The organism is Nocardia sp. NPDC060255 (assembly GCF_042727395.1).
In the GTDB taxonomy this organism is placed as follows: Bacteria; Actinomycetota; Actinomycetes; order Mycobacteriales; family Mycobacteriaceae; genus Nocardia.
The window spans coordinates 84,624-106,559 of the sequence record NZ_JBHXAU010000010.1; the positions used below are offsets into that span (position 1 = coordinate 84,624).

Genomic DNA, 21,936 nt, shown 5'->3' on the forward strand with positions numbered 1-21,936 from the left:
GACTCCAGCGAAGCTCCTTTCCATGACCGAGACACCGCAGTTCGCCAACAAGACCGTCCTCATCTCCGGCGCGAGCATCGCCGGTCCCGCCCTCGCCTACTGGCTGACCCGCTACGGCTTCACCGTCACCATCGTCGAGCAGTCGCAGACGCTGCGCGAGGGCGGCTACAAGGTCGATATCCGTGGTGTGGCAATGGATGTCGTCGAGCGGATGGGCCTGCTGCCGCAGTTGCGCGGAGCCTCCACCAACATGCGCGGCGGCGCTTGGGTCGACGCGTCCGGCAAGCCCGTCGCCACGCTGGGCCCCGAGCTGATCGGCCTGCGCTCGCCCGGTGACGACGAGGTGCTGCGCGGCGATCTCGCCCGCATCCTCTTCGATGCCACCAAGGGCGAAGTCGAGTACCTGTTCGGTGATTCGATCACGGAGCTGGTCCGGCACGACGACGGTGTCACCGTCGGTTTCCGCAATGCCGCCTCGCGCGTCTTCGACCTCGTCATCGGTGCCGACGGCATGCATTCGCCGGTACGGCGCATCGCGTTCGGTCCGGAGGAGCAGTTCGCCCGCCACACCGGCATGGCTGTTTGCGCGTTCTCGGTCCCCAACGACCTCGGCCTGGACCGCTGGGAACTGGTCTACCCGACTCCCGGCAAGGTCGTCCAGCTCTACAGCACCCAGCACGGCACCGCCAAGGCCCAGTTCATTTTCCCGGCCCCCGATCGGCTGCCCGGCCGCCACGATGTCGCCGCCCAGCAGCGCCTCGTCGCGGAAACCTTCGCCGACGCGGGCTGGGAAGCTCCGAACCTGTTGCACGCCATGCCCGAATCCCCCGACTTCTACTTCGACACCGTCAGCCAGATCCACCTCGACCACTGGTGGGACCACCGGGTGGCCGTCGTCGGTGATGCCGCCTACTGCCCGTCCCCGCTGTCCGGCCAAGGCACCAGCATGGCGCTGGTCGGCGCGTACGTCCTGGCCGGTGAACTCCGTGCGGCGCGGGGCGACCAGCGCGCCGCTTTCCCCCGCTACCAGCAAGCCATGAGCGACTACATCGCTCGCAACCAGACCCTCGGTTGGTCCAACGCCACCCAGATGGTCGCCAGCGACCGCCGCGCCATCCGCACCCAGACCACCATGCTCCGGATGCTGCGGCATATGCCCTGGAAGGGGCTGGCCCTGCGACCCATCATCAAACCGATCGAGCGCGCCGCCAACGCCATCACGCTGGCGGATTACTGATGCCACCGCGTCGGCGAGGAGCTCGTGTCACACCCGCCGACGCTACGTCGTCTATCAATCAGCAAACCGAGACAATGACGAACGAGGACTGAGAATGTCTATCCAAGACCTACGCACCGCGGTCCGTGGCGGTGTGCTCCTACCGGGCGACGCCGATTTCGATCAGGCGGCGCGACCGTGGAACTCCGCCATCGCGCAGTCTGTGGCCGGCGTCGTCGAAGTCGCCGACGCGCAGGACGTCGCGGCGGTGCTCGACTACGCCCGCCGGGCGGGCCGGGCAGTGGTGACGCAGCCGACCGGGCACGGCGCGACCGGCGACATCGACGGCGCGATCCTGGTGCGCACCAAGCACTTCAACACCATCGACATCGACCCCGGACAGCGCGTGGCGCGTGTGGGCAGCGGCGTGCAGTGGGGACAGGTGCAGGCAGCGGCAGCCGGGTGCGGGCTCACCGGGCTGGCCGGGAGCAACCCGGTCGTCGGGGTGACCGGATACACCCTGGGCGGCGGGTTCGGCTGGTTCGCCCGAAAGTACGGGTGGGCCGCGAACGCGGTGCGGGCGGTCGAGATCGTCGACGCCGCCGGTAGTCCGCAGCGCGTCACCGCCGACTCCGATCCGGAGCTGTTCTGGGCTTTGCGTGGCGGCGGTGGCGATTTCGGGATCGTCACAGGGCTCGAGTTCGAGTTGTTCGCGCTGCCCCGCCTCTACGGCGGGCGGGTCATGTGGTCTGCCGACCGCACCCGCGAGGTCTTCGACCTGTTCACCGAGCTCACCACCGACGCACCCGCCGAACTGTCAGTGTGGTTGCAGCGCTATCAGATTCCCGGCGCCGCGCCGACCGTCGCCATCGACTTCGCCTACCTCGGCGACCCCGCCGACGGACGGTACCTGACCCGCAGGCTCGACACGATCGACGGCATCATCGCCGACACCCGAGGCAAACTCAGCCCGGGCGAGATCGGCAAGATCACCGCCGAACCCACCGACCCCAGCCCGTCGCTCTCGCGCGGCGAGCTGCTCACCGATCTCGGCGACGCAGTCGTGAAGACCCTCATCGACGCACCCGTCGCCCCGCTACTCAACGTGCAGATCCGCGGCCTGGGTGGCGCGCTCGCCCAGGACCGCCCCGACTTCGGCGCCCGCGGCGCGGTCGCCGAACCGTACGCGCTGTACCTGCTCGGCCTGGGACTGCCGCACCTGCTCGATACCATCGGTGACCGATTCGACGAGATCACCAGCGCCCTCGGCACCCACCTGACCGGCACCAAGCCCTACACCTTCCTCGCCCCCGGCGAGTCCGCCACCGCAGCTTTCGACCCACACACCCTCGCGCGACTGCGCGAGATCAAGCGAAACCGCGACCCCCACAACATCATCCGCGCAAACTTCCCAGTCCTCGGCTGACCTCGCGGAGTGCGTGTGCACGGCACCGGCGAGCTGACTCTGCGTCGAGCCACTCGGTCACCGTCCGTTCATATGAGCGGTGATGCGGGTCAGCAATCGCACGCAGTCCCACAGTTGTTGCTGCTCGTCCGGGGTGAGTGTGTTGCTGATGGCGCTGTCGAGTGAGGTGGCGCGCTGGGTACGTTCGCGCCGCAGGCGGGCTCGGCCGGTGTCGGTGATGTACAGCAGGTGCTTGCGGCCGTCGTCGGGATGCGGTTCGGTGCGCACCAGGCCGGCGCCGACGAGGTCCTTGATGGTCTTGGCGGCCGATTGGTGCGTCACGTTGCGCCGGTGCGCCAGTTCGGAGCAACATCGGATTCTTGATCGACGACGCCATGTTCCATCCCGGCGACGCCCTCACCGTCCCGGACGTCGCCGCCGACACCCTGCTGCTGCCCGTGCACGGCCCATGGTCCACCACCGGACAACTGATCGACTATGTGGCCCGTAGTTCGTATCGACAACCCAGAGCAAGTCGCCGACATGTTCACACTGGGCGAGCAGCATCGGCGATCCGGACGCCGAGGTCGTCGAGTTCGTCGAGGACTGCGCCGGCGCCCCAGATCTGGTTGCGTTTCCGGTCGGTGAGCGGCCGTAGTACGCCAGCTTCGGCCAGGCGGTCGATTGCCGCGAAAACGCTGCTGCGAGAAGCGTTTGTCAGGGCTTCCGCCTCCTCGGCGGACAGGATCGGGTGGGCAGGTAGGTGTCCGAGTAACGCAGCGGCGGCGCTGCCAGCGCGCACACCGCCCAGCAGGTCGCGCCACTCGCGAGGAATCTCGTCGCGCAGCCGCTCGGCTGTCGTTCGCGACTGCGCCGCCGCGATCGCCGCACATCGCGCGAAATCCGAGATGAGCGGCCGCACGTCACCTGTCCGGTAGAGCGTGAGCAGTTCGAAGTAGCGGTCGCGCCGGGCTACCAGTGCCGACGCGAGCGGAACCACCACCAGTGTGGTTACGCCACGCAACCGCAGCACACTGTTGATGAGCGCCCGCCCGATCCGGCCGTTGCCGTCGGTGAACGGATGGATGGACTCGAACTGCGCGTGCGCGACTGCCGCTTGCGCGAGCGCCGACAGATCGCTCCGGTTGACGAACGTCTCTAGATCGGCCATGTAGTCGGCCACGGTGTCCGGTGGTGGCGGAATGTAGAGCGAACCACGCGGCGAATGGTCGCTGCCGCCAATCCAGTTCTGCATGTCCCGGAAGCGCCCTGCATGCATGTGTTCGTACTTGTCGTCGGCCATGAGAATACGGTGCGCGGCAAGGAAATTCGGTATGGTGACCCGACGCTCGCGGGAGGCGGAGCCAATCAGTGCGTCCAGCGCGTCTGTGGCGGCGGCCATCGCCACCGCCGAAGGGTTGCTCCGAATGCCGTGTAGCGCGCGAGCGTAGTCGTCGGGATCGGCGTCGATGGCTTCGATCTTCGACGACGCCACCGACTCGGTGCGCAGTAGCAGTAACCCTAATGCTTCGAGTTGGTCCCCATGCGTGGCGTCCAACACCGCGATCTCCCGAACCGCCGCCTCCAATTCGGTCGACAGCGCAGTATCGATGTCAACTGCCTGTCTGGCGATCCTTGGCGGCAGGGACACCTCGATCTCCCGCAGCATTCGATCGTCCCGGGTGCCGCCGCGATGTGTCTGCTGCCACGCTCGCCGCTCCCGGGCGTGCGCGGCCCACTTTGTCGACACAGACGCCTCCTAAGTCGGAAAAATCACGGCCTTAGTCCGATTTAACATCATAACTCGGACTAACGCAATGATCAATCCGAGTTAACCCCGGACGCGAGAGGCGAGCATGGATCGGGTTTGCGTGCGCCCCGGGTATGGCAGGCTGGAAACGTGAATCAATTGGCCGCTGCGACATCTCCCTACCTGCGTCAGCATGCCGACAATCCAGTTGATTGGCGGGAGTGGGATGCCACTGCCTTGGCGGAGGCGGCGGAGCGGGATGTGCCGATTCTGTTGTCGATCGGGTATGCGTCGTGTCACTGGTGTCATGTGATGGCGCATGAGTCGTTCGAGGATGTCGCGACTGCCGAGTTGATGAACGAGAACTTTGTTTGTATCAAGGTGGATCGGGAGGAGCGGCCTGATCTGGATGCGGTGTATATGAATGCCACCGTTGCGATGACGGGGCAGGGTGGGTGGCCGATGACGTGCTTCCTTACGCCGGAGGGGGAGCCGTTCTACTGCGGGACGTACTACCCGAAGGTGCCGCGGGGTGGGATGCCGTCGTTCACGCAGTTGCTTACCGCGATCACCGAGACCTGGCAGCAGCGGCGTGATGAGGTGCACAAGGCGTCGGCGCAGGTGACCGAGGCGTTGCAGGCGCAGGCGGCGGGGCTGCCTGATTCGGATCTGGCGATCAATGCCGAGTTGCTGGATCATGCGGTCGCCGCGGTGTTGCGGGACGAGGATCCGAAGTATGCGGGATTCGGTGGGGCGCCGAAGTTTCCGCCGTCGGCGCTGTTGGAGGGGCTGCTGCGCAGTTGGGAGCGCAGCGGCGATCCGGCGGTGCTCGCGGCGGTGAATCGTACGGCCGAGGCGATGGCGCGTGGCGGCATCTACGACCAGTTGCGTGGTGGATTCGCGCGCTACTCCGTTGATCCGGCTTGGGTGATACCGCATTTCGAGAAGATGCTGTACGACAATGCCCAATTGCTGCGGGTGTATGGGCATTTGGCGCGGCGATCGCCGGAGTCGTTGGCGCACCGGGTTACTCGTGAAACTGTTCAGTTCCTGCTCGACGATCTGGGTACCGAGCAAGGTGGCTTCGCCTCCGCGCTCGACGCCGATACACATCTCGAGCCCGGCCAGCCCGGGGTAGAGGGCGCGACCTATGTCTGGACGCCCGCCGAGCTGGTCGGCGAACTCGGACCGATCGAAGGCGCCTGGGCCGCAGAGTTTTTCGGGGTGACAACCGGTGGGAATTTCGAGCAGGGCACTTCGGTGCTCACCCGATACACCGATCCCGCCGATATCGATCGGCTCGAACGCATCACCGCCGCGCTGCGCAAGGCTCGCGACGGCCGCCCGCAACCGGACCGCGACGACAAAGTGGTCACCGCGTGGAACGGCATGGCGATCACGGCATTGGCCGAGGCGGGTGCCGCACTGGGTGAGCGCGACTGGGTAGCCGCTGCTGTCCGCTGCGCGCGATTCCTGTTGTCCGAGCACGTGATCGACGACCGCGTGCGCCGCGCCTCACTGAACGGCACAGCAGGGGCGTCGCCCGGCGTGCTCGAGGACTACGCCTGGCTCGTCACCGGCCTGCTCGCCCTGCATCAGGCCACCGGCGAGCTCAACTGGCTCGACGAGGCGCAACAATTGCTGGACAAGGCAATCCAGCACTTCGCCGATCCCGGCATCCCCGGCAGCTGGTACGACACCGCCGACGACGCCGAGACCCTGGTCGCCCGGCCTCGCGACCCGGTCGACGGCGCTACCCCGGCGGGCGCGTCCGCCCTCGCCGAAGCGCTGCTCACCGCGGCCGCCGCCAGCGATCCCGACCGCGCCATTCCCTATTTCTCACTGGCCGAACAGACTCTTCAGCGCGGCGCGGTCGTCCTGGCCCGCGCCCCACGCTCAGCGGGCCAATGGATCACGGTCGCCGAGGCCGCTCTCCGCGGGCCCCTCCAGGTCGCTATCGCCACCGAAACACCCAGCGAGCCAAGTGAACTGCTCGCCACTGCCCGTGCCACCGCCCCCGGCGGCACGGTAATCCTTGCCGGCCTGCCGAATTCGGCTCCCTTGCTGGCGGACCGCCCATTGCTGGGCGGCGAGCCCGCCGCCTATGTCTGCCGCGGCACGGTCTGCGACCTCCCGGTAGCGACATCGGCTGAACTGCGTGCGGCTTTGGAACGGACATAGGCGAGGGGAGTCGACCGGGGCGGTCGGAAGACTCGCTGGTGGCGGTGGTCGCCGAGCTAGGGCCTGCCTACAGCGGACGAAGGCGCTGATCGCTCGCCTTGTTATAACGGTCAGTGGCTGCTGCCGAGCGCCGGGGCGATAGCGCCGCTGGTCACCGAGGTCGGCTGCCCGATGACGCAGCGGAACAGCCGATCAGTCGGTTTCCGTTGCAGCGGTGCGAACTTCGACCACCGCGCTGCGATCGGTCGCCGGATCCGCGGTGCCGCTCGGCGCGGCGGTTCGGGAACCATTGCCGCTCAGGTCCGTGGCGGCCTGGTCGACGTCGGTCCAACAGGCCGTCGGCTGCTTCATCCCACGCAGCAGAATCGTCTCGTACAGCGTCCATTTCGCACGTTCGTGCGGCGCGGCGTCCTCGATGGCGGAACCGCTCACCAGTATTCGGCGCGGTACCTCTTTCGCCTCGGTGGTGAGGCGGGCCGCCTCGTTGACGGCGTCTCCGATGACGGTGTACTCCAGTCGCGTGTCCGAGCCGATATCGCCCGCGAAGACCAGGCCGTGCGCGACGCCGATGCCGATGTCGAGTTCGCCCGCCGCGACCACCTCGTCCCGGATCCGCCGTGCCGCGCGCAGTGCGGGAGTCGCGTTGTCGCGCAGGGCGATCGGCGCGCCGAAGATACACAGCGCGGCATCGCCCTCGAACTTGTTGACCAGCCCGTTGTTCTCCTCGGTCGCGGCGACGACGGTCGCGAGCAGCCGGTTCAGCTTGGCCACGAACTCCTCCGGCGGCAGCCCGGTGGACAGTTCGACCGAGCCGGTCACGTCGACGAACAGCGCGGTCACCACCCGCACGTCGCCGGTGAGGTCCAGCCCGCCGGCCAGCGCGCGCTCGGCCACCTCGGTGCCGACGTGCCTGCCGAATACGTCGCGCATCCGTTGGCGCTCACGCAGATTCGCGACCAGCTCGTTGACCGAGTTCTCCAACCGTCCGATCTCGCTGGTGCTGCCCACCGGAACGCGCACGTCGAGATCGCCCTTGGTGATGCGATCCAACGCCAGCCGCAACGTGCGCATCGGCGTGGCCACCGCGCGGGCCAGGAACGCCGTCGCCAACGCGCCGACGCCGAGACCGACCACCGAAAGGTAGATGGCGGTGCGCACGCGATCGGCGGGATCGGCCACCGGATTGCCGAGCACCACGATCAGCATCAGCATCGGCAACGCCGCCGCGACCGCCCAGCTGACCACGACCCGGACCAGCACCGAGGAACTCCAGTGCATGGTCGGCCCGAGCACCGCGGCGACGATCGGAATGGTTGGCCGGATGAGCCGATCGACGATGAGGAAGGTCAGCCCGACCGATTCGATCCCGCCGAAGGTGAACAGCGCCGCGATCACCGCCGGATCGTTGTCCGGGGTCAGCCGGATGAGCGACAGGGTGGCGACGATGACACCGGTGATCCACACCGCGAGCGCACGGGTGGTGATGGTGATCGGCAGGCGAAGCAGCTGCCGCGCTTCCTCCTCAGTCGGTTTGCGTCCCTGATCGAGCCAGCCGAAATGGTACGACCGGTCCCGGATCGCGAGCGCGACCCCGGCCAGGAAGCCGAGCGTGGGATAGATGCCCGCCAGCGCGACATGCCTGAGCCAGTCGGGGCCGAGCCTGCTCAGCGACCCGCTGAGCCAGAGCTCCATGATGATGACGGCCAGACCGCTGAGATTGGCGGTGATCACCACCGCCGCGAGACCGGCGCGGGCCTTGAGTGCCCAGATGACCAGCCGGGCGATCATGCGACGCCACGAACGGCAGTGACTAGGAACACGAACGAGCAGCTTAGCCGTTCGCGCTGGTCATCGGAGGACGACGAGCCAGACCGCGACATAGTGGGTGAGCGCGGCGAGCACCGTCGCGGCGTGGAAGAACTCGTGATGGCCGAAGACGGTGGGCCACGGGTTGGGCCATTTGGTGGCGTAGAGGATGGCGCCGCCGCTGTAGAACAGCCCGCCGACCAGCAGCAGGATCAGCGGCGCGATGCCGATCTGACTGTTCAGCTGCCCGGCGACCGGCACGATGGCCCAGCCGAGCAACAGGTAGAGCGGCACGCCGACCCAGCGGGGAGCGGTGGGCCACAACAGTTTCAGCGCGACACCTGCCAGCGCGCCCGCCCACACCACGATCAGCAGCGTCTGCCCGGTGCGGCCGGGGAGGCCGAGCAGGGCGAACGGTGTGTAACTGCCCGCGATGAACAGGAAGATCATCGAGTGATCCGCCCGCTTCATCCGGATGCGGGCCTGCGCGGTGGGCCAGGTCACCCGGTGATAGACCGCACTGATGCCGAACAGGCCGCACACCGTCAGCCCGTAGACGGCGGTGGACCAGCCCGCGGTGGCCGAGATGGTGGCCGCCTTGGCGACGAGCACGATGGCGGCGACGGCCGCGATGCCGACCGCCCAGGTGTGGATCCAGCCGCGCATCCGGGGTTTGCCGAGTGCCTCGACCAGGGACTCCGGCCCCGAGTCGTCGACCACTCCGGTGTCGGTGCCGCCGACCGATTCGGACACGAGCTACCTCCTGATTGAACTCGCCGGTAACCTACGGAACCGTAAGTTACGGTCTCCCGCCACTGTACCGGGAGACCCGGTCGCTGCCAGGATCCCGCCGCTGAGGCGTAGGGTGGCCGCGTGGAGCTTCCGGTTCAGGTGCGGGGTTTGCCGTATCGCATCTACGAGGCCCGGCTCATGAAGCAGCTGGCCGGCAAACAACATCCCCGCCACGTCGCGGTGATGTGCGATGGTAATCGGCGGTGGGCGCGCGAGAACGGTTTCACCGACGTGAGCCACGGTCATCGGGTCGGCGCGGTCAAGATCGCCGAGCTGGTCGGCTGGTGTCAGGCCGAGGGCATCGAGATGGTCACCGTCTACCTGCTCTCCACCGAGAACCTGCAGCGCGATCCGGAGGAACTGGAGACCCTGTTCGAGGTGATCACCGACGTCGTCGAGGAACTGTCGGACCCGGAACGGAATTGGAGCGTGCGGATCGTCGGCACGCTCGACGGCTTCCCCGAGCTGATCGCCAAGCGCCTGCGCACCGCCGCCGAACGGACCGAGGGCAACAGCGGCGTGCACGTCAACGTGGCCGTCGGTTATGGCGGCAGGCAGGAGATCACCGACGCGGTGCGCTCGCTGGTGCGCCAGGAGATCGCGGCGGGCGAGACCGGCGAGGATCTGGTGCAGTCGATCACCGTGAACGCCATCGGCCAGCACCTCTACACCTCCGGTCAGCCCGACCCGGACCTGGTCATCCGCACCTCCGGGGAACAGCGACTCTCCGGTTTCCTGCTGTGGCAGAGCGCATACTCGGAGATATGGTTCACCGAGGCATACTGGCCGGAATTCCGGCGCGTGGACTTCCTACGGGCGCTGCGCGACTTCGCGGCACGACACCGGCGCTTCGGCATCTGAGGTCCGGCGGTGGGTCATGAGTGACCTGGACAGCCGCTCCGGTGGACACCGAGCTACGGCGCCCTACCTCAGCTACGAAGACTTCGGTCGCCGGTTCTTCGAGTACGCCGCCACCGAGGAGCGCATCCTCGGTGCGTTCGACCAGTTGACCGGGGCCGCTTTCGATTTCGGTCCGATCGGCGTGGGGCCGGGCCGGTTGGCGAAGGCGAGCGCGCAGGTGCAGCTCGGTCAGGCCGTGGTGCGCCGCGATATCGACGACGTGATCTCGTTCGCGCTGAAGATCCCGCTGAGCGTCGACATGCTCATCGATCTCGCGCTGGACCGGCACCGCTTCGAGGTGGACGGGCACATCCATCTGCACCTGGTCGTGCGGGCCGCCGAGCCGCTGCGCGTGGTCATCGACATCGCGACGCCGCGGTCGAGCGACGTCCGGATCAATGTCGCTACCGACACCATTCGCGGGAACCTGTTGCGCATCCTCGCCAGCGTCGATCAGGAGATCCGGCGTTTCGTCGCGCGCTATATCGCCAAGGAGATCGACAAACCGCACATTGCCGCGGCCCGCGATATCAATGTGGCGAAACGGCTCGACGAAGCCTGGAAATTGTAAGCGGGATCACAATTTACGTAGTCGCAGTCTATTGATGCTGTGGTCGGCGTCCTTGCGTAACACGAGGGTGGCGCGGGGCCGGGTCGGCAGAATGTTCTCCACCAGATTCGGGCGGTTGGTGTTGTTCCAGATCTCGGACGCGGCATGGGTCGCCTGCTCGTCGGTGAATCCGGAGTAGTGGTGGAAATGCGCGTTCGGGTTCGCGAAGGCGGTCTCACGCAGCGCGAGAAACCTTTGCACATACCAGTTCTCGATGTCCTCGATGCGGGCGTCGACGTAGATGGAGAAGTCGAAGAGGTCCGAGACCATCAGCCGCGGCCCGGTCTGCAGCACGTTCAGGCCCTCGACGATCAGGATGTCGGGCTGGTGCACGCAGTGGAACTTGTCCGGCACGATGTCGTAGGAGATGTGCGAGTACACCGGCGCGCACACCTCGGCCGCGCCCGACTTCACCTCGGTGACGAATCGCAGCAGCTTGCGGCGGTCGTAGCTCTCCGGGAAGCCCTTGCGATGCATGATGCCGCGGCGGGTGAGTTCGGCGGTGGGATAGAGGAATCCGTCGGTGGTGACCAGGTCCACCCGCGGATGGTGGTCCCACCGGGCGAGCAGCGCCTGCAGCACGCGGGCGGTGGTGGACTTGCCGACCGCGACGCTGCCCGCGACGCCGATCACGAACGGCACCTGCCGATCGGGGTGCGTCTCGCCGAGGAAGGTCGCGGTCGCGGCGAACAGCCGCTGGCGCGCGGCCACCTGCAGATGGATGAGGCGAGCGAGTGGCAGATAGACCTCCGCGACTTCTTCGAGGTCGATCTGTTCGCCGAGACCGCGCAGGCCCCTCAGTTCTTCCTCGGTGAGCACCAGGGGAGTCGACTTACGCAGTGTGCGCCACTGTTTCCGGTCGAATTCCACATACGGACTGGGCTCGCTCATTCGTCCCACTTACCCGACGCTCCAGTTCGGCAAACGCGTACACATACCGTGCCGGCTCCGTGTGATTCGGTCTAACTCTCGCCGCATAACCGAATTCTGCTCTGCGTCAACGGCGTGGAAAAAGCGGGGTACCGATACTGGGTTGACTCGGTCGACGCCGAGCGCTTTTCACCGGGCGAACGCAGGGTGGCGTCGCGTGATTGTGCCGCGTCCGGGCTCCCGGTGAGCCGCTAAAGTCGACCGGATGGCAGCGCATCCCCTGGTGACCGAGTACCTGCGGCTCGGCCTGGCATTCGACCGACTCGAAGACGGGTTCGTCGACGCGTATACCGGTGATCCGGCCCTGCGCCGCGAAGTGGCGAACGCCCCCGCGCCGGAGCCGCGGCAGCTGGCCCGCCGGGCGGCCGAACTGCGTGCCGGATTGCCCGACGCGGGACTGACCGTGGAGCGCACCGAATTCCTCGACGTACACCTGCGCGCGCTGGAATGCTCCGGACGCAAGTTCGCCGGTGACGACATCGGGTTCGTCGATGAAGTGCGCGCCTACTTCGACGTGGACATCGCCCCGGGCAACGTCGAGGACTACCGCGACGCACACCGGCAGATGGACGAGGTCCTCGCCGGTACGGGCCCGCTGGCCCAGCGAGTGGCCACGCATCGCAAGGCCGACGAGATCCCGCCGGAGCGATTGGCCGCCTGCGTCGCGGCGTTCTCCGATGCCTTGCGTGAACTGGTCCGCGACCGCTATCCGCTGCCCGACCACGAGCACGTCACCTACGAGGTGGTCGGCGACAAGCCCTGGTCCGGCTTCAACTACTACCTCGGCAACTATCAGTCCCGCGTCGCGATCAACTCCGACCTCAAACAGCACATGACGCACCTGCCGTCGCTGATCGCGCACGAGTCTTACCCGGGTCATCACACCGAGCACTGCCGCAAGGAGGCCGGACTGGTCGCGACCGGTCAGGCCGAACAAACCCTGTTCGTCGTGAACACTCCGCAGTGCTTGATGGCCGAGGGCCTCGCCGACCTGGCCCTGCAGGCCATCGTCGGCCCCGGCTGGGGAAAATGGGCCCAGGAGATCTACGCCGACCTCGGCCTGCGCTTCGACGGCGAACGGGCAGAACAACTTTCGACCGCGTCGGCGAAGCTGCTCAGCGTCCGTCAGGACGCGGCCCTGCTCCTGCACGACCAGCATCGCCCCGAGGACGAGGTCACCGAATTCCTGCAGACCTGGAGCCTCGCCACCCCCGAACGCGCCCGCCAAACCCTGCGCTTCCTGTCCTCCCCACTATGGCGCGCCTACATCTCCACCTACGTGGAGGGCTACCGCCTGCTCGGCGGCTGGCTGGATCGCGCCACCGCCGCGGACGACCGCGCCGACCGCTTCCGCCGGTTACTGGACGAACCGCTGACCCCGGGTGCCCTGCGCCGCAACTGATCTCGTGACACGGATTCGCACCCGCCGCCGGGCAGTGGTGGAGGGTGCGAATGTCCGAGGACGATGGCGCCGCGGTGTGTCGTACGGCGCGATCCCCTCCGGTTCGTGCCGGCCATCTGGTGAACCGGCGGAATCGGGTGTCTTGTTACGTCTCGCGCTGCCCCGAATCGAGGTGCCCCGAGTGGCGGGGGCAGGGGCGGGAGTCAGGCGTTGGTGAAGGTGATGCGCACTGAGATGGGGTCGCTTTCCAGCGCTTTCATGGTCCATTCCGCGGCGGATTCGAGGACGCGGCCCTTGGCGAAGCTGCGGGCGCGGGCGACCACGTCGTCGTCGGGGACGAAGGCGGCGGTGCCGGTGAACCAGCGTTTGCCTTGGCGCAGGCGGACTTTCGGGTCGGCGACGATATTGCGGGCCCAGCCGGAGCGGCGGCCGTGCTGCGAAATGAGCCAGGCGCCTTGGTCATCCACCGAGACGGTGACCGGAACACGGCGCGGCTGACCGGTTTTCGCGCCGGTGGTCTCCAATTCGGCGAGCAGGGCCGAGCGGATGCCGATGCGGTCGAGCAGGCCGACGGCAGGGTTGACCAGGTAGCGGCCGAGGAGGCGCTCGCGGCGGAACTTGCGGACGGCGGCGCTGGTGCTGCGGGTAGTCATGGCGAGACTCCTTGTGTCTCAGCGATTTCCGCGAAAAATGACGCAGGTGGTGGTGGCGTGCGCAACCAGCCTGCCCTGTTCGTCGACGACCCTGCCCTCGGCGGTCGCGGTGGTGCGGCCGACGTGGATGGTGGTGCCGGTGGCGGTGAGCTTCTGGCCGTCGGTGGGAACGGAGCGGATGTAGTTGACCTTCAGTTCCAAGGTGGAGTAGCCGACGCCGGCGTCGAGGGTGGAGTGCACCGCGCAGCCCATCACCGAGTCGAGCAGGGTGGCGCAGATGCCGCCGTGCGTGGTGCCGAGCGGGTTGGCGAAGTCGGGGCGGGTGCTTAGCGAGAACACCACCTTGCCCTGCTCGAGCAGGTCCACTTCCATGCCGAGCAGATCGCCGATGAACGGAGGGCGGTCCGTCCGCGTCATCCCGAGGCGGAGCATCTCCAGGCCCGTCAGTTGCGCGAGGTCGATCGTGGTCTCCGACATGAATCCGTCCTTTCGGTGAACCGATCGGTCCACATCTGTCATGATTGCAGCATGGACCGATCGGTTCACGCAACCATGCTGGAGGAGGAGATGCGCGTGAGAAATACGCGCGCCGCGCTCGCGCCGCCGACAACGGGCGGAATCTCCGGCCGACCAGCGCCGGGTGGCATAAGTCACACTGGTGCAGTGCCCGCCCGTCCCACGGGCACCGGGAACTTCGACCGCACAGGGGGTGCCCGATGACCGGAGGCCCACGCGCTCGGCTGATCGAGAGCGCGATCGAACTCGTCCGCGAGCAGGGCGTGGCAGGCGCGGGTCTGACCGCATTGCTCGACCGCGGCAAGGCGTCACGCAATTCGCTGTATCAGCACTTCCCGTCCGGCAAGAGCGAGCTCGTCGCGACCGCCACCACCGTGGCCGGCGCGCGGCTCGCGACCGTGATCGAGAAGGTCGCCGCCTCGCGTCCGCCGCGACAGTGGTTCGACGCATTGTTCGGCTGGTGGATCACCGCATTGGACACGAGCTCGTTCCGCGCGGGCTGCCCGATCATCGGTGCCGCGCTCGCCGAATCCGAGCCCGATGTACAGGCCTCGGCCGGTGCGGTATTCGCCGACTGGCACGCACGACTCGGCACCGGCTTCGCCGACGCGGGACTGCCCGCCGAGGAGGCGGAGTCGTTCGCCAGCTTCGTGATCAGCGCGCTGGAGGGTGCGATCGTGCAGTCGCGCGCCATGAAATCCAGTCAGCCACTGGCCGACGCGCAAAAACACCTCTCGGTCCTGCTGGACCACTACCTCCCGACCACTGCCGACAGCTAACGAACCGCACACGCGTCGAGTGACGGATGACCCCGGAGTTGCCTGGAACCCCATGCTGAAGAGGACAATGCGGGCCCATAGACTGTGGCGGTGACGCAGACGACGGCCTCGGTCAATACTCAGTCTCTCGGTGAGCTCGATCCGGAGCTCGCCGCCGCGATGGCGGGTGAACTCGCCCGCGAGCGCGACACCCTCGAGATGATCGCCTCGGAGAACTTCGTGCCGCGCGCGGTGCTGCAGGCGCAGGGCAGCGTGCTCACCAACAAGTACGCCGAGGGCTACCCGGGCCGGCGCTACTACGGTGGCTGCGAGCACGTCGACGTCGTCGAGACCCTCGCCCGCGACCGCGCCAAGGAACTCTTCGGCGCCGAATTCGCCAACGTGCAGCCGCATTCCGGCGCGCAGGCGAACGCCGCGGTGCTGATGGCGCTGATGAACCCCGGCGACAAGCTGCTCGGCCTCGACCTCGCGCACGGCGGTCACCTGACCCACGGCATGCGGCTGAACTTCTCCGGCAAGCTGTACGAGACGCACTTCTACGGCGTCAGCAAGGAAGACCACCGCATCGACATGGACGAGGTGCGCACCATCGCGCTCGAGGCTCGTCCGAAGGTGATCGTGGCGGGCTGGTCGGCCTACCCGCGCCAGCAGGACTTCGCGGCGTTCCGCTCGATCGCCGACGAGGTGGGCGCCTATCTGTGGGTGGACATGGCGCACTTCGCCGGTCTGGTCGCGGCCGGCCTGCACCCTTCGCCGGTGCCGCACGCCGACGTGGTGTCCTCCACCGTGCACAAGACCCTCGGCGGTCCGCGCTCCGGCCTGATCCTGGCCAAGCAGGAGTTCGCCAAGAAGCTCAACAGTGCGGTGTTCCCGGGGCAGCAGGGCGGACCGCTCATGCACGCCATCGCCGCCAAGGCCGTCGCCTTCAAGATCGCGGCGGGCGGTGAGTTCAAGGACCGGCAGGAGCGCACGCTGTCCGGTGCCAAGATCCTGGCCGAGCGGCTCACCGCGGCCGACGTAAAGGGCAAGGGTGTCAGCGTGCTCACCGGCGGCACCGACGTGCACCTGGTGCTCGTCGACCTGCGCAACTCCGAGCTCGACGGCCAGCAGGGCGAGGATCTGCTGCACGAGATCGGAATCACGGTGAACCGCAACGCCGTTCCGTTCGACCCGCGCCCGCCGATGGTCACCTCCGGCCTGCGCATCGGCACCGCCGCGCTGGCCACCCGAGGCTTCGGCGACACCGAGTTCACCGAGGTCGCCGATATCATCGCCACCGCGCTCGCGGGCACCTCCGATGTCGACGCGCTGCGTGGCCGCGTCACCAAGCTGGCGCAGAGCGTTCCGCTCTACGAGGGCTTGGAGGACTGGCGCCTGCTGGGCTGAGTCGCCGCGAAGACGTTCGACGGGCTCGCATATCTGGTGAATCACCGGATATGCGAGCCCGAATCGTCTGTGGACACGGTCCCTCCCCGCAATCCTGACCGGCGTCATAGATGAGCGCCAGTTGTGCAGCCCTGCCCACCTGTCCGGCTGTGATGCCTCGCGGTGCTCTTGGCGGTCCAGAGTCTTGCGGCATGTTCGTCATCGGCGGGCCAGGCCATCTGTGCACCCGGCGGCAGACACCGATGTGGTCGCCGAGCCGTGTCGTCGCAGCTCAGGCGCGTGCGATCCCGCTAGTGTTTGCGCGGATCACCCTCGTCTGACGGCGGGGGAGCGCAGTCTGAAGTTCAGTTCTCAGGTAGGTGACTCGACGCGGAGGCAACCTGGTGGTCGGCAGGCGGGCGGTCCGGGTGGTGTGCACGCTGGTCGTGCTCGCCGCAGGTGTGATGGGTGCGTCGGCGGCCGCGGAACCGTCGGGTATCTATGTGTCCGTGGGGGAGTCGAGCGCGGCGGGACCGTTCATCCCGGAGCAGATATACCCGCTGGGCTGCTTTCGTTCCGACCACAATTACGCCCATCTGACCGCCGAAGCACTCGGACTGACCCTGCGTGACCCGGCGTGTTCCGGCGCGAAAATCGCGAATATGTATGCGGCACAGCCGTTGCCGTTCGGCGGCGCGAACCCTCCGCAGATGGACGCGGTGACCGCGGACGCGACGATCGTCTCGGTGGATTTCGGCATCAACGACTACGCCGACGACGGCTGGACCGCCACCGCGCTGGTATCGAAATTGGCCGGGCTGCTCGACGATATCCGCGCCCGCGCACCGCAGGCCAGGATCTTCGTGATGGGCAAGATCGAGCGGGTGCGCGCGGGCGGCTGCTTCCCGGCGGTGCCGCTACTGCCGACGCAGGCCGACCAGATCTACGCAGGCGTCGAAGCCGTCAACGCGGTGCTGGTCACCCAGGCCGCGGCCCACGGCGCGACCTTCGTCGACGTCTACCCGGCCAGCGCCGGCCACGATGCCTGCGCGCCGGCGGACGATCGGTGGGCCGAAGGCGTCTTCCCTGAATCGCCCGCACAACCGTTGCACGCCAATGCCGTTGGTCATCAGCACGAGGCGCAGCTGCTCATCGAAGCGATCCGCGCGAACACCTGATCGGCGGTTCACGCCGAGTCCATCCGGGCCCTGGCCCGGGCGATCGCTTCGTCGAGGTAGCGGGTGATGTCGGCGCTGGTGCCCGGCCGGATCATCAAGGCGCGGTTGGCGGGAACCTCGTAGTAGCGGCCGTCGGCGGTGTCGATCCAGCGCAGGCGGCCGGTGCGCAGCGGTTCGGCGTTGCGCGGGCCGAGCAGCACGGTGACCGTGCCGCGGGTGCCGCCGGACTGGCGCCAGAAGCGGCGGTAGCGATCTTTGACCTCGCTGGCGGGGGCGCTGCCGAACAGGTCGGGGCGGTCATCGTTGAGATCGTCCAGCAGGAAGGACTTTTCGCCCGTGCTGCCCGCTGCGGTGTCCGGCAGCAGTCGCACCAGTTCGGTCGCGAGTTGGTCGACGCGGCAGCGGCGGAGTTGAACTCGGCCGCCGGTGGGTGCGGGCGTCTGCTCGGCGATCACGCCCGCGCCGCCGCGGCTGGCGCAGCCGATCGCCCGCATCTCGATGCCGTCGCGGGTGTTGTCGTGGCCGAAAAGTTCGATGCGCCAATCGGGCCGGGCGAGCACGGTGATGGCACGCGCCAGCGGGACGCGCTCGGGCCGGGCCAGTTCGTCGCGGAATTCCCGCTGGTAGGTCTGGTATTCGCGCAGACCGGGGAAGCGACTGGTGAAGCGGAACGGAAACGGCAGTCGATCGAGGCCGGTCCCGAACCAGGCCGCCGCGAACTGCTCCGCCGACAGCGACCACTGTGCCGTCACTTTTCCCCGATCACCGGCGGCACAGTCTTTTCCACCTCGCCCAGGAGTTCTTTGGCGTGCTCCGCGGTGCGCAGGAAACCAGGGGACTTGTGTTCGCCGTCGTCGTCGCCCTGGCTTCGGGCGGCGTGCGGAAACATGCCGGGATAACCCGAGGTGCCCGGTGCGCCGGTTCGACCAGGGACGGCGGCGGGTTGCGGTCCGGCGGCGCCCGGTGTGGTGGCGGGCAGCGGCGGTCGGGAGGTGCCGGGGCGGGCTTCGCTGATCGGGCTCGCCGAGGTGTGCGGGGACGTCGAGGTGCTGGGGCGGTCGCCGGTGCTCGGTGTGCCCGACCCGCTGGGAGTGCCGTTGTACGAAGCGGAGGTGACGGTTGCCGGTGCTGATGGCAGTGGCGTAGTGGGGATTCCGGTCGTGATCGGATTGGCCGAGATGGTCGGGTTGGTCGGTGACTTCGGGGTGGTCGCCGCCGTCGTCGTCGCGGCAGGCGTGGTCGATGCGTTGTTCTGATCCGGCGAGACAGACTGCGCAGCAGTGCCTTCCGGTTTTGCCTCGGTGTCGGATTTACCGGTGTCCGCCGACTTGCCGGTCTGGTCGGTCGGTGCCTGCTTGCCGGAATCCTCGGTGGCGGAACCGTTGTTGTCGGTGTGCGAACCGTTGCCGTCGGGCGTCTTGCCCGGGACCGGGTTCGTGCCGGGATCGGTACTGCTGTCGCCGCCGGGCGTCGGCACGACGATCGGGCTGATCGGCGGCGGCAGCGTCGGAATGGCGGGGGCGGTGGTGCCGTACGGCTGGATGTACTGCGTGGTCATCTCGTCGCGAGCCTGCTCCTCGTTGGAGTTGCGTAGCTCGGGGCCGCGGGGATTGGTCGAGGTGTCCACCACGTCGGGCACCGACATCTTGAATTTCGCGGCCGCGCTCGCGGCCTGTGACAACGGCGTGCTCTGCGCGTTCAGTGTCGTACCGAACTCGCCGACCTGGGTCGCGTAGTCGCGGATGCCGCGCACCGCGCTGTCGGCCGCCGCACCCTCCCAATGCTGTTCGACCGCCTGCTTGATGGCGGTCTCGAACTGGTGCCCGGCATCGGTCACCGCCGTCGCGATCTTCGACCAGGCGTCGAACGCGCTGTCCAGCCCGTCCGGGTTCATCCCGTCGGCCGCCTGCTTGATCTCGGCGTGGGTAAAGCTTTGCGCGTTCTCGGGATTGGTGATCGCGCGGCCATCGGTTTGTTTCATGATCGCTCCCCCGTGGGGTTGTTCAGCTGCCGGCGGGCAGCAATGGTGCGACTGCTTGGGCGATTTCGGTCGTGATATCGCAGGCTGCGAGGTTTTTGTTGGCCGGTGTCTGCGGAACGTTGGTCAGGATGTAGAGCGAGCCGGACTGCATCTCGATGTTGATCGAGCACCCGCCGGGGACGTCGGGTCGCGCTTCGTAGCGCACCGCTTTGCGTTGACCTGCCGAGACTTCCACGGCGGCCGGGAACTTCTCCCGTACCTGGGGCAGCGTGCCGTTGGTCGTCTCGATGACGAAGCCGTAGCTCGCCTTGGCGACGTAGCGGCAGCCCTTCCAGGTGACTCCGGCCGCGCTGTCCTGTTTGGGTTCCGGCGGTTTCGCGTCCCACCGATGCTCGCTCAAGAACTGCGGTGTCAGTGCGGTGCACGGGTCGAATGCGGTGGGCGCGTTGGACCCGGTCGACGTGCTCGGGGTGGTCGTGGACGGCGTCGATGCCGTGGCCGGTGTCGGTGTGCCCGCACCCTTGTCCCCGGTGCAGCCGGTCAGTAGGAGCAGACCCGCCGCCGCCACCGCGAAACCGATTCGCGGAGTGGTTGTTCCGCTGGCGCCGAGGTTCATACGCTGAGCTCCCGCAGTTTGGCGGCGAACCCGGCGTCGGTGCGGACGTAGGCGTCGCGGATGGCGGTGAACATGGTCTGGATCTCTTGGGCGACAGCGATGTAGTCGGTGATGGTGTCGAAGGCGTTGTTGGGGCCGCCGAATGCCTTCTCACGGAACAAGGTGACCAGTTCGATGGCGGACGACAACCGGGGATTCGCTTCGCCTAGACCCCAATACGATCGCTCACCGAGTTCGCGTGCGTCGGTCTGCACCGCCACCAGCGAATCGATCAGGTCCTGACACGCCTTGTCGATATCGACGAACCCCTGCGGATCCATCCGCACCGTCAACGCCCCGGACTTCGCATCCTCGATGTACCCGGGAAACGGGCTGTCCACCGCCATCACCGTCCCCTTTCATGAGTGCCTCTGACCCTATAGACGCGCCCCACCCCGGTTCGGTTCCATCGAAACACAGTGGATTCTCCGGTGCGAGCACATCGGCGGATCGACCCCGCATACTGGACGGCCTCGAACCAGTGCGCGGGATCGAAACCACAGCGCGGCCAACGGTTTCAGTTGATCTCGGTCGCGCCGACCATCGCCGGGTAGTCCCGCAGGTCGATGTCGTTGGCGGCCTTGTCCGCGTACTTCACCATCATGCCGAACATCCACGATCCGAAGAACCAGTTGCGCATCTTGATGCCGTACGCGGTCTTCGGCGCGAGGAATCTTCCAGCGTTGCTGTTTCCCATGATCTTGGCGTAGCCCTTCATGATCTCGTTGTAGCGAGCGAACGCCACGGTGTAGTCACCGTCCGCGACGGCGAGTTCCCCCGCGATGACATACGCGCCGACCACCGCGAGCCCAGTGCCGAAGCCCGCCAACGTGTTTCCGTATGCCGAGTCGCCGACCAGCGCGACCCGCCCCTTGGTGTAGGTGCCGTGCATCCGCACCTGGCTGAGCGAGTCGAGGTAGAAGTCGTTGAAATCGGCCATCTCGCTGAGCATTCGGGGAACGTCCCAGTGCACGTCGGCGTAGACCTGTTCGACGATGCGTCGCTGGGCCGCGGTGTCATCGCGGGAGTAGTCGAGCTCGGGCGAAATGAACATGTACAACTGCTGTGCCTTCGACCCGCCGCTGATCGCCAGCTTGCCGGGCGCGTTGTGACCGTAGGCGGTGACGCGCTCACGCGGTCCGGTGGCGTCCTTGCTCCACGGGCTCGCGCCGGCGACGCAGTAGTAGTGGCCCAGGTACTTGACGAAGTCCTTTTCCGGACCGAAGGTCAGCTTGCGCACCCTGGAGTGGATGCCGTCGGCGCCGAAGACCAGGTCGAAGGTGCGCGCCGGGCCGTGTTCGAATTCGACGTGCACACCGTCGGCGAGTTCGGTGAGGGCGCTGATCGAGTCGCCGAACAGATACTCGCAGTGTTCCGCGGTGCGCTTGTACATGATCTCGGCCAGGTCGCCGCGCAGGATCTCCACGTCGCCGCCGGTGAAGTCGCCGGACATGATGGCCAACCGCTTGCCGTTCTCGTCGACGAAGACGGTGTCGGTGGTGCCGGTCCGCCGTTCCTTGATGTCGGCCAGGATGCCCATCCGCTCCAGGACGGTGAAGTGTGTCCGGCCCTTGAAGTCGATCGCCTGGCCGCCCGGGCGCAGGCCGGGGGCGCGTTCGATGACGGTGACGTCGAAGCCGTAGCGGTCCAGCCAGTAGGCGAGGGCGGGGCCCGCGATGCTGGCGCCGGAGATGAGGACGGTCTTGTTACGCATGATGACTCCTGTGATCTGAATCTGCGTCTACCAGATTCTGTTTCCGGCGGACACGAATTAGAGTATGGTAGACACAGTTTCAGGTCAAGCCGTTCTCCGGAAG

The 21,936-nt window shown here is 67.3% G+C and carries 22 protein-coding genes; 9 read left to right on the forward strand and 13 right to left on the reverse strand.

Annotation, left to right across the window (positions count from 1 at the left end; genetic code table 11):
- Positions 1-22 precede the first annotated feature (22 nt).
- Both ACFWF1_RS19830 and ACFWF1_RS19835 read left to right on the forward strand, forming a co-directional pair.
- Positions 23-1,237: an FAD-dependent monooxygenase gene (locus ACFWF1_RS19830; RefSeq protein WP_379280868.1), complete on the forward strand. Its 1,215-nt coding sequence runs from the start codon at positions 23-25 to the stop codon at positions 1,235-1,237.
- A 94-nt stretch (positions 1,238-1,331) separates the two neighbouring features.
- Positions 1,332-2,642, forward strand: coding sequence for an FAD-binding oxidoreductase (locus ACFWF1_RS19835; protein ID WP_379280867.1), 1,311 nt, complete (start codon positions 1,332-1,334; stop codon positions 2,640-2,642).
- A gap of 57 nt (positions 2,643-2,699) precedes the next feature.
- Here the strand turns inward: ACFWF1_RS19835 and ACFWF1_RS19840 are convergent, their stop codons facing one another.
- The 3 genes from ACFWF1_RS19840 to ACFWF1_RS19850 are packed head-to-tail and all read right to left on the reverse strand — an operon-like array spanning position 2,700 to position 4,023.
- Positions 2,700-2,963: a MarR family winged helix-turn-helix transcriptional regulator gene (locus ACFWF1_RS19840; RefSeq protein WP_379280866.1), complete on the reverse strand. Its 264-nt coding sequence runs from the start codon at positions 2,961-2,963 to the stop codon at positions 2,700-2,702.
- Positions 2,960-3,109, reverse strand: a complete 150-nt coding sequence (locus ACFWF1_RS19845; protein WP_379280865.1) for a hypothetical protein — start codon at positions 3,107-3,109, stop codon at positions 2,960-2,962. Before ACFWF1_RS19845 ends, ACFWF1_RS19840 begins: the two co-directional genes overlap by 4 nt.
- Before the next feature lie 59 nt (positions 3,110-3,168).
- Positions 3,169-4,023, reverse strand: a complete 855-nt coding sequence (locus tag ACFWF1_RS19850; protein WP_379281206.1) for a Fic family protein — start codon at positions 4,021-4,023, stop codon at positions 3,169-3,171.
- Between the two features lie 498 nt (positions 4,024-4,521).
- On the opposite strand from ACFWF1_RS19850, the gene ACFWF1_RS19855 reads away from it, so the two are divergent.
- Entirely contained in the window at positions 4,522-6,552 is a 2,031-nt protein-coding gene (locus ACFWF1_RS19855) for a thioredoxin domain-containing protein (protein WP_379280864.1), read from the forward strand.
- Between the two features lie 192 nt (positions 6,553-6,744).
- Here ACFWF1_RS19855 and ACFWF1_RS19860 read toward each other — a convergent pair whose 3' ends face one another.
- Both ACFWF1_RS19860 and ACFWF1_RS19865 read right to left on the reverse strand, forming a co-directional pair.
- Positions 6,745-8,340, reverse strand: coding sequence for an adenylate/guanylate cyclase domain-containing protein (locus ACFWF1_RS19860; RefSeq protein ID WP_379280863.1), 1,596 nt, complete (start codon positions 8,338-8,340; stop codon positions 6,745-6,747).
- Between the two features lie 60 nt (positions 8,341-8,400).
- A complete protein-coding gene (locus tag ACFWF1_RS19865; RefSeq protein ID WP_379281205.1) occupies positions 8,401-9,024 on the reverse strand; it encodes a hemolysin III family protein in 624 nt (207 codons plus the stop codon).
- 207 nt (positions 9,025-9,231) lie between these two features.
- Here ACFWF1_RS19865 and ACFWF1_RS19870 point away from each other — a divergent pair, with 207 nt between their 5' ends.
- Together ACFWF1_RS19870 and ACFWF1_RS19875 are read left to right on the forward strand one after the other, a co-directional pair.
- Positions 9,232-10,011 carry an isoprenyl transferase gene (locus tag ACFWF1_RS19870; RefSeq protein ID WP_379280862.1) on the forward strand — a complete coding sequence of 260 codons (780 nt, stop codon included), beginning with the start codon at positions 9,232-9,234 and terminating at the stop codon, positions 10,009-10,011.
- A gap of 16 nt (positions 10,012-10,027) precedes the next feature.
- A complete protein-coding gene (locus ACFWF1_RS19875) occupies positions 10,028-10,621 on the forward strand; it encodes a hypothetical protein (protein WP_379280861.1) in 594 nt (197 codons plus the stop codon).
- A 6-nt stretch (positions 10,622-10,627) separates the two neighbouring features.
- Here the strand turns inward: ACFWF1_RS19875 and coaA are convergent, their stop codons facing one another.
- Complete coding sequence (gene coaA, locus ACFWF1_RS19880) at positions 10,628-11,560, reverse strand: type I pantothenate kinase (protein ID WP_379280860.1); 933 nt, start codon at positions 11,558-11,560, stop codon at positions 10,628-10,630.
- A 235-nt stretch (positions 11,561-11,795) separates the two neighbouring features.
- Here coaA and ACFWF1_RS19885 point away from each other — a divergent pair, with 235 nt between their 5' ends.
- Positions 11,796-12,992 carry a DUF885 domain-containing protein gene (locus ACFWF1_RS19885; protein WP_379280859.1) on the forward strand — a complete coding sequence of 399 codons (1,197 nt, stop codon included), beginning with the start codon at positions 11,796-11,798 and terminating at the stop codon, positions 12,990-12,992.
- 203 nt (positions 12,993-13,195) lie between these two features.
- Here the strand turns inward: ACFWF1_RS19885 and ACFWF1_RS19890 are convergent, their stop codons facing one another.
- Both ACFWF1_RS19890 and ACFWF1_RS19895 read right to left on the reverse strand, forming a co-directional pair.
- Positions 13,196-13,645, reverse strand: coding sequence for a nitroreductase family deazaflavin-dependent oxidoreductase (locus ACFWF1_RS19890; protein ID WP_379280858.1), 450 nt, complete (start codon positions 13,643-13,645; stop codon positions 13,196-13,198).
- 18 nt (positions 13,646-13,663) lie between these two features.
- Entirely contained in the window at positions 13,664-14,122 is a 459-nt protein-coding gene (locus tag ACFWF1_RS19895) for a PaaI family thioesterase (protein WP_379280857.1), read from the reverse strand.
- Between the two features lie 239 nt (positions 14,123-14,361).
- On the opposite strand from ACFWF1_RS19895, the gene ACFWF1_RS19900 reads away from it, so the two are divergent.
- From ACFWF1_RS19900 to ACFWF1_RS19910, 3 genes are all read left to right on the forward strand, one after another.
- Positions 14,362-14,940 (forward strand): TetR/AcrR family transcriptional regulator, encoded by a 579-nt coding sequence (locus ACFWF1_RS19900; RefSeq protein ID WP_379280856.1) that lies wholly within the window; start codon positions 14,362-14,364, stop codon positions 14,938-14,940.
- Positions 14,941-15,030: 90 nt separating this feature from the next.
- The gene (glyA, locus tag ACFWF1_RS19905) at positions 15,031-16,326 is read left to right on the forward strand and encodes a serine hydroxymethyltransferase (RefSeq protein ID WP_379280855.1); all 1,296 of its coding nucleotides are present in this window, start codon (positions 15,031-15,033) and stop codon (positions 16,324-16,326) included.
- A gap of 359 nt (positions 16,327-16,685) precedes the next feature.
- Positions 16,686-17,483: an SGNH/GDSL hydrolase family protein gene (locus tag ACFWF1_RS19910; protein WP_379280854.1), complete on the forward strand. Its 798-nt coding sequence runs from the start codon at positions 16,686-16,688 to the stop codon at positions 17,481-17,483.
- A gap of 8 nt (positions 17,484-17,491) precedes the next feature.
- On the opposite strand, the gene ACFWF1_RS19915 is transcribed toward ACFWF1_RS19910, so the two are convergent.
- From ACFWF1_RS19915 to ACFWF1_RS19935, 5 genes are all read right to left on the reverse strand, one after another.
- On the reverse strand, positions 17,492-18,235 hold the full coding sequence (locus tag ACFWF1_RS19915; protein ID WP_379280853.1) for an ESX secretion-associated protein EspG: 744 nt from the start codon (positions 18,233-18,235) through the stop codon (positions 17,492-17,494).
- On the reverse strand, positions 18,232-19,464 hold the full coding sequence (locus tag ACFWF1_RS19920) for a hypothetical protein (protein WP_379280852.1): 1,233 nt from the start codon (positions 19,462-19,464) through the stop codon (positions 18,232-18,234). Before ACFWF1_RS19920 ends, ACFWF1_RS19915 begins: the two co-directional genes overlap by 4 nt.
- Before the next feature lie 22 nt (positions 19,465-19,486).
- Positions 19,487-20,080, reverse strand: a complete 594-nt coding sequence (locus ACFWF1_RS19925; RefSeq protein WP_379280851.1) for a DUF3558 family protein — start codon at positions 20,078-20,080, stop codon at positions 19,487-19,489.
- On the reverse strand, positions 20,077-20,466 hold the full coding sequence (locus ACFWF1_RS19930; protein WP_379280850.1) for a hypothetical protein: 390 nt from the start codon (positions 20,464-20,466) through the stop codon (positions 20,077-20,079). Before ACFWF1_RS19930 ends, ACFWF1_RS19925 begins: the two co-directional genes overlap by 4 nt.
- Positions 20,467-20,636: 170 nt before the next feature.
- The gene (locus ACFWF1_RS19935) at positions 20,637-21,833 is read right to left on the reverse strand and encodes an FAD-dependent monooxygenase (RefSeq protein ID WP_379280849.1); all 1,197 of its coding nucleotides are present in this window, start codon (positions 21,831-21,833) and stop codon (positions 20,637-20,639) included.
- Positions 21,834-21,936 lie beyond the last annotated feature (103 nt).